Genomic DNA, 12195 nt, shown 5'->3' on the forward strand with positions numbered 1-12195 from the left:
CGGTGCCCTTCAGGACCGCTGCCGCGCTACGAGAAGTCGGGGACCAGCTCGCCGAACTTCTCGGCGGTGGCGTCGAGTCCGTCCTTCACGCCGGTGTCGCCCTTGAGGACGGCGGCGAGGTTCTGCGCGAAGTCGTCGCCGAGCAGCGTGCTGTACTCGGGCAGCGCGGGGCGCGGCTGGGCGGTGCCGGCCAGCGCCTGCTGGTAGTCGGCGACGCCCGGAGCGGCCTTGACCTCGTCGGTGTAGGCGGAGGTGCGGGTGGGCAGGGTGCCGTTCTTCAGGGCGGTCTTCGACTGGGTCTTCGCGGAGGTCATCCAGCCGACGAACTCGATCGCGGCTTCCTTGTGCGCCTCGTCGGAGCCGTTGTAGACGGAGAGGTTGTGGCCGCCGGTGGGGGCGCCGGCCTTGCCGGTGGAGCCGGCCGGGACGGGCGCGATGCCGAGGTCGGCCTTGTCCTTGAACGCGGATCCGGCGTAGACGTTGGTCAGCTCCCAGGGACCCTGGATGATCATGGCGACCTTGCCGTTGACGAAGGCGTCCTGCATGTGGGCGTAGGCGTCGGCGGTGACGTCGAGGTCGGCGGTGCCGGGAGCGTCGACGATCTCCTTGGCCTTCTCCACGCCGGCGACGGCCCCGGGCGAGTTGACGGTGATCTTCTGCGCCGCGGCGTCGACCATGTCGGTGCCCTCGCCGAAGAGGAACGGCAGCGTGTAGTACGGGTCCTTGTTGAGCCAGAAGCCGTCGGCGCCGGTCTTGTCCTCGACGTCGGCGGCGACGTCCATGAGCTGGTCCCAGTCGGCGGGCGGCGCGTCGTGGCCGGCCTTCTTCAGCAGGTCCTTGTTCCACATCAGCGCGAGGGTGTCGGTGACGATCGGGGCGCCGTAGGTGGTGCCCTCGTACTGCGCCTGCTTCAGCAGCGACGGCGTGAAGTCGTCCTGCTGCGCCAGCGCCGCGGTGCCGTCGAGCGGGGCGAGGAACTGCGACTTGGCCCAGGAGGCGGTCCAGCCGACCTCGGTGCGGATGACGTCGGGGGCGCCCTTGGTGCCGGCGGCGGTGGTGAACTTGTTCTGTGCCTGGTCGAAGGGGACGTTGACGTACTCGACCTTGATGTCCGGGTGCGCCTTCTCGAACTCCTTGATCAACGCCTTGTACGTCGGCGCCTCGTTGGTGGCGTTGGAGGTGTCCCACCAGGTGATCGTCACCTGCCCGCCCGCGCTCCCGCCGCCGTCGCCACCGTCGCCGTCGTCACCGCAGGCCGTCGCCACCAGCGCAAGTGATGCGGCCAGGGCGGTGGCGGCTATGCCACGTCGCATAGTGAACTCTCCTTCAGGCAGGGAACCGCGACCGCACAGCGCGGCGCCGGACGCCGAGGAAGCTAACAGGATTGACATGCGACCGAAAGAGCTTGCAAGTAATTTCTGCAAGGAGTTACGGTCTCAGCGAGGACAAGGGAGGCACGACGTGCGCCAGGAACAGTCAGGTCCCGCGACCGCGCGGCTCGCCGACATCGCGGCCCAGGCCGGGGTGAGCGAGGCGACGGTCAGCCGGGTGCTGAACGGCAAGCCGGGCGTGGCGGACACCACCCGGCAGGCCGTGCTGGCCGCGCTCGACGTGCTCGGCTACGAGCGGCCGGTGAAGCTGCGCCGGCGCAGCGCGGGCCTGATCGGGCTGCTCATCCCGGAGCTGGACAACCCGATCTTCCCCGGCTTCGCCCAGGTCATCGGCCAGGCGCTGACCCGGCAGGGCTACACCCCGGTGCTGGCCGCGCAGACGCCCGGCGGCTCGACGGAGGACGAGCTGACCGAGATGCTGGTGGAGCGCGGCGTGGACGGCATCGTCTTCGTCTCCGGGCTGCACGCCGACACCACCGCCGACATGGAGCGCTACACGCGACTGCGCGGCAAGGGCGTGCCGTTCGTGATGATCAACGGCTACTCGGAGAAGTTCCAGGGCACGTTCATCTCCCCCGACGACCGGGACGCGATGCGGCTGTCGGTGACCCACCTGGCCTCCCTGGGCCACCGCCGCATCGGGCTCGCGCTCGGCCCGGGCCGCTTCGTGCCCGTACAGCGGAAGGTCGAGGGGTTCCTCGACTCGATGCGCGAGGTGCTGTCCGTGCCGGAGGCGGACGCGCGGGCCGACATCGAGCACTCGCTGTACTCACTGGAGGGCGGGCAGGCCGCGGCCGCGGCGCTGCTGGACCGCGGCTGCACGGCGATCGTGTGCGCCAGCGACATGATGGCGCTCGGCGCGATCCGCGCGGCCCGGCAGCGCGGCCTCGCGGTACCGCGGCAGGTGTCGGTCGTCGGCTACGACGACTCCCCGCTGATCGCCTTCACCGACCCGCCGCTGACGACGGTCCGCCAGCCGGTGACGGCGATGGGCCAGGCCGCGGTGCGGGCCCTGCTGGAGGAGATCGGCGGCACCCCGGCCCCGCACAGCGAGTTCGTCTTCCACCCGGAGCTGGTGGTCCGCGGCTCGACGGCCTCGGCGCCCGCGGCGGAGGCGTGACCCTCGCAACTCCTTGCAGAGCGATCCGGGTTCCGCATGCCTGAACGACCGCAGAGGCGTGCGAGACCACGGCCGACCCGTCGGAAAGTTGCTTGCAAAGTCTTTCAACTCCGGCCCGGCGGTGTTAACTTCTCGCACGCGGCCCGCCACGGACCACCGCCGTCCCCCGACCCCGGTCCGGCCGGGCGGGGGTCCTTCACAGGCCCCACGCGCCCGCTCGGCCGGACCGGTTCCACCCATCCCGAAGCGGGCTCCGGCGCTTGACGGCCGGAGCCCGTGCCGGTGTCGTACGGCCTCGCGGATCAGTCCAGGTAGCCGCGGAGCTGGTCGGCGAAGGCGTGGTCGCGCAGCTTGTTGAGGGTCTTGGACTCGATCTGCCGGATCCGCTCGCGGGTCACCCCGAAGATGCGGCCTATCTCCTCCAGCGTCCGCGGCCGGCCGTCGATCAGCCCGTACCGCAACTGCACGACCTTGCGCTCCCGTTCGCCCAGCGTGGACAGCACCGCCTCCAGGTGCTCGCGCAGCAGCAGGAACGCCGCCGACTCCACCGGGGAGGCCGCGTCGCCGTCCTCGATGAGGTCGCCGAGCGCGACGTCCTCCTCCTCGCCGACCGGCGCGTGCAGCGACACGGGCTCCTGCGCCAGCCGCAGCACCTCGCTCACCCGCTCCTCGGGGAGCCCGAGATGGGTGCCGACCTCCTCGGGCGTCGGCTCGTAGCCGCGCTCCTGGAGCATGCGGCGCTGGACGCGTACGACCCGGTTGATCAGCTCGACGACGTGCACCGGGACGCGTATCGTCCGTGCCTGGTCGGCGAGGGCGCGGGACATGGCCTGACGGATCCACCAGGTCGCGTACGTGGAGAACTTGTAGCCGCGGGCGTAGTCGAACTTCTCCACCGCGCGGATCAGCCCGAGATTGCCCTCCTGCACCAGGTCGAGCATCGTCAGCCCGCGGCCCACGTACCGCTTGGCGACGGAGACGACGAGCCGCAGGTTCGCCTCGATCAGCCGGCGCTTGGCCATCCGGCCCAGCACGACGAGCTTGTCCAGGTCGAGCGCGAGCGGCGTGATCAGGTCCGGCTCGCTCGCCAGCTTCTCCTCGGCGAAGAGCCCGGCCTCGACCCGCCGCGCCAGCTCCACCTCCTCGGCGGCGCTGAGCAGCGGAATCCGGCCGATCTCACGCAGATACTGCCGGAACAGATCGGACGTGGGCCCGCCGCGGTCGGGCCGCACGGCGGACGCCGGCGGCGGCGCGGGCGCGGCGCCGGGCTCGTCGAGCCCCGCCGGAGCCCCGTTCGGCAGGGTCAGGACGTCGGGCGCGCCCTCGCGCCCGGCCCGTACGGAAGTGTTGAGGGTCTGGGTCTGCACGGGGGCGACCTCCAGGGTGGTCACTGCCGGTTCGGGGACGTGGGGCAGCGGAACGGCAGCGGCGGACTCGCCGCCTTCCGTCCCGATCGTGGATAGCGGATCCCTGGCGGCTTGTCGCCCGTTCCGGGCAACCCCGCCACGCTCCGAGGACTCAGGCACCGCCCCCAGTGTGGGGTACGACACACGCCGGGCAGTAGGGGCGTGCGACCACATTTTGTGCCCGTGCCGTGACCGGACGGTTACGCAAGGGACGAATGCGCACGCTCAGGGCAGCGCAGCTGTTCGCACAGCGTGACCTTACAGTCACACTGATGATTTGACCGCCATGCATCGCGGCGGCCAGACTTGGGCCCTCGGCACGAAAGGAACCGCTGCTCATGGGTGAGATCGACGAATTTCGTCGACGTTTGGACGCCCGGCACCTGGCGGTCAATTCGGATCGCGATGTCGCCGCTCTGCAGGAGCAGCGGCGTGCCGACATACAGCTTCTTCAGGCCCTGCGGCAGACGCAGCTCGAACAGGGCAAGGTCCTTGAGGCGCACGGCAAGACACTCCTGGAGCACAGCAAGGTGCTCGGTGTGCTGGTGTCCGGGCAGGTGGCCATCATGGAGCACCTCGGCATCACCCCGCCGGAGACGGCCGCCGACGGCGGCTGACCCGGCGCCGCCCCGCCCTCCGCGTCCGCGTCAGAGTGCTGCCGCGCCGCGGGCGCGGAGGGATTCGCGGTACTGCTGGAGCGTCCACAGTTCGCGCTGGGCCGACTCGAACTGGTCCGGGGGGCCCTGGGCGCCCAGGCGGTGGACCGTGCTGCGGACGTCGTCGATGCGGCGGTCGACCGCGGCCAGGCGGACGCCGGCGAGTTGTTCGCCCGCGTAGATCGCGTCCGGGTCGCGGCGGCTGCGGGGAGGTTCCACCGCCAGCTCCGTGATCAGGGAGCGGACCCCGTCGTCGGGGGCGGCGTCGCGGACGCGGGCCAGGTAGGCGGCGCCGTCGCCCGCGGTGGCGACGCCGCCGGCCGCTTCGATGGCGGCGCGGACCGTCGCGTACGGGGCGGCGGTGAACTCGTCGGCGAGGTAGGCGTCGAAGGCGGGGGCGACCAGCTTGGGGTGCTGGAGCGCCAGCTTCAGCAGTTCCCGCTCGCGGTGCAGCGCCGGGGTCCGCATATACAGTGCGGGGCCGCCCGCGGGGCCCGTGGGTCCGGGCGCCGCCTGCGGCGTACCCGCGCCGCGGACCTGACCCGGCGGCTGCCCCGGCCCCGGTCCCCGGCCCCGGCCCGCGCCGCCCTGCGCCGCGTACCGCGCGAGCTGCCGCACCCGGTTGGTGACGAAGCGCTCGTCCAGGATCCCCAGCATCCCCCCCAGCCGCACCGCGTAGTCGTGCTGGATCGAGACGTCCTTGATCCGCGCCACCACCGGCGCCGCCTGCTCCAGCGCGGCCGAACGGCCCTCCGCCGTATCCAGATTGTGCTGCTTGACGAACGAGCGAATCGCGAACTCGAACAGCGGCGAACGCTCCTCGATGAGCTGCCGCACCGCCTCGTCGCCCTTGGCCAGCCGCAGGTCGCAGGGGTCCATGCCGCCCGGGCTCACCGCGATCGACGTACGGGCCGCGAACTTCTGGTCGTCCTCGAACGCGCGCAGCGCCGCCTTCTGCCCCGCCGCGTCGCCGTCGAAGGTGAACACCACCTCGGAGCGGGAGTTGTCCGTCAGCACCCGGCGGAGGATCTTCACGTGCTCGCCGCCGAACGCCGTGCCGCAGGTCGCGATGGCCGTCGTCACCCCGGACAGGTGGCAGGCCATCACGTCGGTGTATCCCTCGACGACCACCGCCCGGCCCTGCTTGCCGATGTCCCTCTTGGCGAGGTCGATCCCGTACAGCACCTGGGACTTGCGGTAGATCGGGGTCTCCGGCGTGTTCAGGTACTTCGGCCCGTTGTCGTCCTCGCGCAGCCGCCGGGCGCCGAAGCCGACGACCTCGCCCGTGATGTCCCGGATCGGCCACATCAGCCGCCCCCGGAACCGGTCGATGGGCCCGCGGCGGCCGTCCTGCGAGAGGCCGGAGAGCGTCAGCTCCTTGTCGGTGAAGCCCCTGCCGCGCAGGAAGCGGGTCAGGTGGTCCCAGCCCGCCGGGGCGTACCCCACGCCGAAGCGCTCCGCCGCCGCCTGGTCGAAGCCGCGCTCGGCGAGGAACCCGCGCCCGATCCCGGCCTCGGCGGAGCCGAGCTGCTCGGCGTAGTACTGCGCGGCGACCTTGTGCGCCTCCAGCAGCCGGGTGCGCTCGCCCTGCTGGCGGCCGGGGGTGTAGCCCCCCTCCTCGTACCGCAGGGTGATGCCGGCCTGGGCGGCCAGGCGCTCGATGGTCTCGGAGAAGGACAGGTGCTCGACCTTCATGACGAAGTCGACCGTGTCCCCGCCTTCCTGGCAGCCGAAGCAGTGGTACAGGCCCTTGGCCGGACTCACATGGAAGGAAGGGGACTTCTCATCATGAAAGGGACACAAGCCCTTGAGGTTGCCTCCGCCGCCGGGGCGGAGCTGCAGGTACTCGGAGACGACGGCGTCGATCGGAACCGCGTTCCTGACCGTCCGCACGTCGTCGTCGTTGATCCTGCCTGCCACGAGTGCAGTCTACGGCCGGGCGCCGACAGCCCCGCGCCCCGCCGCCGCGGCGGCGCCCCTCAGGAGGAGACGTCGCCGTACGCGCTGAGGAAGAACTCGACGACGGACTCCACGAACCTGGCGTCGAAGCTCCGCTCGGCCACCAGCCGGCGGAACATCAGCGGGCCGGAGAGCTGGTCGACCGCCAGGTCGGTGTCGAGCCCGGCGGGCAGCTCGCCGCGCCGCTTGGCGGTGTCGACGATGGCGCGCAGCCCCTCGGAGCCCGCGGTGTACAGGGACGCCTTCAGCTCGCCGTACGCCGGGTCGACGCTGGCGCGCTCGATGACGGCCCGCAGCGCGCGCTCCGCGGTGGGGTCGTGCAGCCAGCGCCGGACCACGTTCAGCTCGCCCAGCAGGTCGCGCCGCAGCTCCCCGGTGCGGCGGACGTGCGCGATCGCCAGGCCCTCGGTGATGGCGTCACGGAGCATCTCCGCGGGGTCCGGCCAGTGGCGGTAGAGGGTGGTGCGGCCGACACCGCTGCGGGCGGCCACCGACACATGCGTGACGGCGGCCCAGCCCTGCTCGACCAGCACCGCACGCGCGGCGTCGAGGGCGGCGGCGCGGCTGCGTACGGCTCTCGGATCGGGTCCGCGCTCCAGGCCCGAGTATCTCGTGTCGGTGTGAGGCGACAACACGACTCCATCCCGCGTGTCCCCGAGGGCCGGGGCTGGCTGACGATCACGTACGGCCTCGCTCGGAGGTATCCGTACGCCTTGTCCCAAAGTCGGCAGTGTACCGCCGGCCTTGATGGCAGAGGGGGCCCGCTGCGGGCCCCACCGGGGCGGACCGAGGGCCGCGCGGCCCTGCGGGTCTCAGACGGCGACGGCGTCGAGGGGCGCGAGGGTCGCGGCAAGCAGGCGCTCCGCGGCGCGCAGGGAGGGGGTCTCCGACGCCGCGTCGGCCAGGCCCTGTTCGGCCAGCAGCCGGCCGGTGCGGGCGGCGAGGAGGGCGAAGCGGAAGCCGGCGAACACCTCGTGCCAGGGCAACCGTCCGGCGATCGGCCGGCCCAGCCACTCTTCGTAGCGGTCGATCGTGGCCTGCCGGCCGGGCAGGCCCGCGAGGCGGGGGCCGTCGCCTGCGAGGTGGCGGTCGACGTGGAGGAACCAGGCGAGGTCGGCCTCCGGCGGGCCGAGGAAGGCGGTCTCCCAGCCGAGTACGGCCGCGGGGCGGGCGCCGCGGAAGACGATGTTGCCGAGCCGGGCGTCGCCCCACAGCAGCCGGGGCGGACCGGCCGGCTCCGGGAGGTTCTCGCGCAGCCAGTCCAGGGCCGCGAGGACGACGCCGGAGCGGTCGGCGGCGAAGTGGTCCAAGTGCCGCTCGTAGTAGGCGAGCTGGCCGTCGAGGCCGTCCGGGCCGCCGGTGGCGTGCTCCAGGAAGGCGACGTTGAGCCGGTCGGCGTCCAGGCCGTGCAGGTGCCGGAGCACGCCGAGGCCCGCCCACCACACCTCCGCCCGGCCGTCCTCGTCGCGCGCGGCGAGCCCGCAGGCCGAGCGGTACGGGGGCCGCTCCGCCGGCGACCACCCGTGGACGCGCTCGGCGACGTAGAACGGCGCCCCGAGCACGTCGGGGTCCGCCTCGTACCCCAGCACGGCGGGCACCGGCACCGGCGTGGGCGCCAGCGCGCGCAGCACCCGGTACTCGTCGACGAGCCGGGACTCGGGCAGCACCTCGTACCGCCGGGACGCCACCCGCACGACGAAGTCCCGGCGCGTTGCTGCCCGTTGCCACACGGCGACGGCCGTCAGGGTCTCGGTGCCGAAGCCCCGCCCGCGCGGCGCCTCCACCCCGACCTCGGGGGCGTCGGCCTCCGGCAGCCGGTCGGCGAGCCACCGCGCGAGGCGGCGGCCGGTGACGTCGATGTCTCGTTGCGGCGGTACGGGCACGTGACCTCCTGCGGGCGACGGACGGACGCGTCCCCGATGGTCCTCCCCCGACCTGGTGCCGCGATGGTGAGTGGAGGCAGGCACCGTCGAGCCACCAGCAAGAGAGGATCGAACCCTCAATGCCGCTCTCCAGGATCGAGGCCACGGCCTGCCTCCGGCAGAGAAGGAGACGATCCACCATGGCGCACTCCCACCACGTCAGGCACACCGGCACCGTCGCGGCGCCCGCCACCGTCGTGTACGGGCTCCTCGCCGACGCGCCGGGCTGGTCCCGGCTGTTCCCCTCCGTCGTGCACGCGGAACCGGCGGGACCCGGCGAGGGCACGCTGCGGCTCTGGACGACCGCGGACGGCGGGGTCGACGACGTGCGCGTACGTCTCACACCGGACCCGGACGCCCTGACCGTCGGCTTCCGGTACATCGACCCGCGCCCCCCGGTCGCCGCCACGAGCGGGACCTGGCGGGTCCGCCCGGCCGGCGCCGGCTGCGAGGTGGTGCTCGACCAGGCGTACGCGGCGGTCGACGACGACCGGGAGCAACTGGCCTGGCTCCGAGCGGCGGCCGAGGCCGGCGGCAAGTCGGGGCTGGAGAGCCTGAAGCACGCCGCGGAACAGGCCGACCGTATCGGCGACGTGCTGCTCACCTTCGCCGACGGGCTGGAGATCGCGGCCGGGCCGGCGGCCGTCCACGACTTCCTCTGGCGCGCCGGTGCCTGGGCGGGGAAGGTCCCGCACGTCTCCCGGGCGGTGCTCACCGACGTCTCCCCCCGGGCGCAGCTCCTGGAGCTGGACACGGTGACCCTCGACGGGAGCACGCACACCACGCGGTCGGTGCGGGTGAGCCCGGGGCCCGGGCGGATCGTCTCCAAGCGGCTGCGGATGCCGGCGCTGATGTCCGCGCACCTCGCCCAGTGGACGCTGACCGGGACGCAGGACGGCGTACGGGCCGTGCACCGGCACACCGTGGTGCTGCGGCCGGAGGCGGTGCCGGACTTCCTGGGGGCCGGCGCCTCGCTCGCGGAGGCCCGCGCGTACGTCCGCAAGGCGCTGGGGACCACCAGCCGCGAGACCCTGCGGCACGCGCGGGCGGCCGTCGAAGAGTCCAAGTAGACTTCTTCCGAGGGGCGTTGACCAGGGACTTGCGCGAAACAGATTGCACCACAACAATCGACGGTGCATACTGCCCCGTACCTGCGGGACAACTTGCCCCGACCCCCGTGTCCTGATCCGCTCGGCGAAGGAGTCATCCGTGCGCCCCCGGCCCGGTCTTCGCGCCGCGCCGGTCAAGGAGCCCGCCGGCTGACGCCCCACCAGACCCCGGCCCGTGCGACCGCGTTCCCCCGGCGTGGTTGCACGGGCCGGTTTCCGTTGTGCGTCCGGCTCCGTACGGCAGGGGACTGTCACCCCGGGGCGTCATGCGCAGGCAACAACTTGTCCATGGCCGCCCCAGAAAGCGCTCCCTACGCTGACCCGCATGGTGCTCACCCACTCCGAATCTGCGGCCCCACCTGTGCCGTTCTTCTCCCAGGCACGGAGTTTCACCGAGCTGTGGCCGCAGATCAGTGACCACGTCAACGCCGTCTTCGACCGGGGCAAGTACTCCCACGGCCGCCAGGTCGGGCAACTGGAGCGCGCCGTCGCCGCATACACCGGCGCCCGGCACGCCCTCGGCGTGAACAGCGGCACCGACGCCCTCGTGCTCCTGCTCCGGGCCGCCGGCATCGGCCCCGGGGACGAGGTGATCGTGCCCGCGTTCACCTTCTTCGCCTCCGCGTCCGCCGTCTCGATGGCCGGCGCCCGTCCCGTCTTCGCCGACATCACGGCGGACGGCGACTACGCGATGGACGCGGACTCCGCCGAGTCCCTCGTCACCGAGCGCACCCGGGCCGTGATGCCGGTGCACCTCTTCCACCAACTCGCCCCGATGGACCGGCTCACGGAGCTGGCGCGGCGCCACGACCTCACGCTGCTGGAGGACAGCGCGGAGGGCATCGGCATGCGCTGGGACGGCGTGCACGCCGGGCTGCTCGGCGCCGGCGGCGTGCTCAGCTTCTTCCCCACCAAGACCCTCGGGGCCCTCGGCGACGCCGGGATGATCCTGACGGACGACGACGACATCGCCCAGCGGGCCGCGATCCTGCGCCACCACGGGCGGATGGGCAAGACGCTGGACCACATCGCCGGCATCTCCAACCTCTCCGGCGTCTCCGGCACCAACAGCAAGATGGACGACGTCCAGGCCGCGGTGCTGCTGGCCAAGCTGACCCGGCTGGACGCCGACATCGCCCGGCGCCGGGAGCTGGCGGCCGCGTACGACGAGCGGCTGCGCGGGCAGGAGGGCATCCACACCCTGCCCCGGCTCGTGCCCCGGTCGGCGCCGTCGGACCCCGTCTTCTACGTCTACCTCGTCGAGGTCGAGCGCCGGGACGCGCTCGTCGAGTACCTGGCGGCCCGCGGCATCGGCACCGAGACGTACTACCCCCGCCCGCTCCACCTGCAGCCCTGCTACGCCGGGCCCGAGCACCCCGAGGGCTCGCTGCCGGTCGCGGAGCGGACCTGCAAGCGCACCCTGGCCCTGCCCTTCTACCCGGACCTCACCGAGGACCAGGTGGACGTCGTCTGCCGGGCCGTCGCCGACTTCTACGCCGGAGGTGCCGACCGGTGACCATCCCGTTCTTCCCCGACGACCTCTTCGAGCAGGACCGGCAGGCGTTTCTCGACCTGCTCTACGAGGTCGGCACGGACGACGAGCAGAAGTTCATCCTCGGCCGGCGCACCGCGCAGCTCGAACGCGAGACCGCCGCCGCGGCGGGCGTCGAGCACGCCGTCGCCTGCTCCAGCGGGACCGGCGGGCTCAACCTCGCCGTGCAGGCCGTGGGCGTGGGCCCCGGCGACGAGGTGATCGTCCCGGCCTTCTGCTGCCAGCCGGTGGCCAGTTCGGTGGCGAACCTCGGCGCCACCCCGGTCTTCGCCGACGTCGACCCGCACACCATGGTGATGGACCCGGCGAGCACCGAGGAGCTGATCACCGAGCGCACCCGGGCTCTGATGCCCGCCCACGTCTTCTCGATCATGGCCGACATGCCGGCCATGAACAAGATCGGCCGGGCGCACGGACTGAAGGTGATCGAGGACGCCGCGGTCGCGCAGGGCGCGGTGCTCGACGGCACCCCGTCCGGCGCCTGGGGCGACCTCGGGGTGTTCTCCTATTTCCAGGTCAAGGCGTTCGGCACGGCCGGCGAGGGCGGCATGGTCGTCACGGACGACGAGGAGCTGGCCCGTACGGTACGGATGCTCCGCAACCACGGCCAGGACGGCGTCAACCGGTTCCTGCACCACGCCATCGGCCAGAACAGCCGCTTCGACGAGATCCTGGCGGCCTTCCAGCTCCACCGGATGGCCGGCTTCGCGGACCGGCTGGAGCGCCGGGCCCGGATCGCCGACTACTACACGGAGCGCTTCGCCCCGCTCGCCGACCGCGGCCTGCTCGCGCCGCCGGGCGGCCGCAACGGCCGCTGCTACTACGTGTACTCGCTGCTGGTCGAGCGGCGCGAGGACCTGCGCGCCTGGCTGACCGAGAAGCAGATCGGCACGCACATCTACTACCCGGTGCCGCTGCCGCTCCAGCCGGCGTTCGCGACGTACGCCCCCGAGGGGGCGGACTGGCCGCGGGCCCGGCAGGTCAGCGCGCGCAACCTGGCCATCCCGATCTGGCCGCATCTCACGGACTTCCAGGTGGAGTTCATCGCGGACTCAGTGTGCGAATTCTTCGACTAGGGGG

At 72.6% G+C, this 12195-nt stretch carries 10 protein-coding genes; 5 read left to right on the forward strand and 5 right to left on the reverse strand.

What is annotated here, in order from left to right; translation table 11 throughout:
* Positions 1-26: 26 nt before the first annotated feature.
* The gene (locus tag ABGA99_RS21710; protein WP_347577861.1) at positions 27-1313 is read right to left on the reverse strand and encodes an extracellular solute-binding protein; all 1287 of its coding nucleotides are present in this window, start codon (positions 1311-1313) and stop codon (positions 27-29) included.
* Positions 1314-1461: 148 nt separating this feature from the next.
* On the opposite strand from ABGA99_RS21710, the gene ABGA99_RS21715 reads away from it, so the two are divergent.
* Entirely contained in the window at positions 1462-2511 is a 1050-nt protein-coding gene (locus tag ABGA99_RS21715; protein WP_347577862.1) for a LacI family DNA-binding transcriptional regulator, read from the forward strand.
* Positions 2512-2813: 302 nt separating this feature from the next.
* On the opposite strand, the gene ABGA99_RS21720 is transcribed toward ABGA99_RS21715, so the two are convergent.
* Positions 2814-3902 (reverse strand): RNA polymerase sigma factor, encoded by a 1089-nt coding sequence (locus tag ABGA99_RS21720; protein ID WP_347577863.1) that lies wholly within the window; start codon positions 3900-3902, stop codon positions 2814-2816.
* A gap of 353 nt (positions 3903-4255) precedes the next feature.
* Between ABGA99_RS21720 and ABGA99_RS21725 the strand changes: the two genes are divergently transcribed.
* Positions 4256-4534, forward strand: a complete 279-nt coding sequence (locus ABGA99_RS21725) for a hypothetical protein (protein ID WP_347577864.1) — start codon at positions 4256-4258, stop codon at positions 4532-4534.
* Between the two features lie 30 nt (positions 4535-4564).
* Here ABGA99_RS21725 and dnaG read toward each other — a convergent pair whose 3' ends face one another.
* From dnaG to ABGA99_RS21740, 3 genes are all read right to left on the reverse strand, one after another.
* Entirely contained in the window at positions 4565-6493 is a 1929-nt protein-coding gene (dnaG, locus tag ABGA99_RS21730; RefSeq protein ID WP_347577865.1) for a DNA primase, read from the reverse strand.
* A 59-nt stretch (positions 6494-6552) separates the two neighbouring features.
* Positions 6553-7164, reverse strand: coding sequence for a TetR/AcrR family transcriptional regulator C-terminal ligand-binding domain-containing protein (locus ABGA99_RS21735; protein WP_347577866.1), 612 nt, complete (start codon positions 7162-7164; stop codon positions 6553-6555).
* Positions 7165-7344: 180 nt separating this feature from the next.
* Positions 7345-8415, reverse strand: a complete 1071-nt coding sequence (locus ABGA99_RS21740) for a phosphotransferase family protein (RefSeq protein ID WP_347577867.1) — start codon at positions 8413-8415, stop codon at positions 7345-7347.
* 179 nt (positions 8416-8594) lie between these two features.
* Between ABGA99_RS21740 and ABGA99_RS21745 the strand changes: the two genes are divergently transcribed.
* From ABGA99_RS21745 to ABGA99_RS21755, 3 genes are all read left to right on the forward strand, one after another.
* Positions 8595-9524, forward strand: a complete 930-nt coding sequence (locus tag ABGA99_RS21745) for an SRPBCC family protein (protein ID WP_347577868.1) — start codon at positions 8595-8597, stop codon at positions 9522-9524.
* Positions 9525-9888: 364 nt separating this feature from the next.
* The gene (locus ABGA99_RS21750; protein WP_347577869.1) at positions 9889-11079 is read left to right on the forward strand and encodes a DegT/DnrJ/EryC1/StrS family aminotransferase; all 1191 of its coding nucleotides are present in this window, start codon (positions 9889-9891) and stop codon (positions 11077-11079) included.
* Positions 11076-12191, forward strand: a complete 1116-nt coding sequence (locus ABGA99_RS21755; RefSeq protein ID WP_347577870.1) for a DegT/DnrJ/EryC1/StrS family aminotransferase — start codon at positions 11076-11078, stop codon at positions 12189-12191. The genes ABGA99_RS21750 and ABGA99_RS21755 overlap by 4 nt, the downstream gene beginning before the upstream one ends.
* Positions 12192-12195: the final 4 nt, after the last annotated feature.

The organism is Streptomyces sp. B5E4, assembly GCF_039871555.1.
Taxonomy (GTDB): domain Bacteria; phylum Actinomycetota; class Actinomycetes; order Streptomycetales; family Streptomycetaceae; genus Streptomyces.

Excerpts from the sequence above, each read along its gene's own strand:
- ABGA99_RS21710 (WP_347577861.1), bottom strand. The coding sequence starts at position 1,313 with ATGCGACGTGGCATAGCCGCCACCGCCCTGGCCGCATCACTTGCGCTG.
- ABGA99_RS21725 (WP_347577864.1), top strand. The coding sequence starts at position 4,256 with ATGGGTGAGATCGACGAATTTCGTCGACGTTTGGACGCCCGGCACCTG.
- ABGA99_RS21745 (WP_347577868.1), top strand. The coding sequence starts at position 8,595 with ATGGCGCACTCCCACCACGTCAGGCACACCGGCACCGTCGCGGCGCCC.
- ABGA99_RS21750 (WP_347577869.1), top strand. The coding sequence starts at position 9,889 with ATGGTGCTCACCCACTCCGAATCTGCGGCCCCACCTGTGCCGTTCTTC.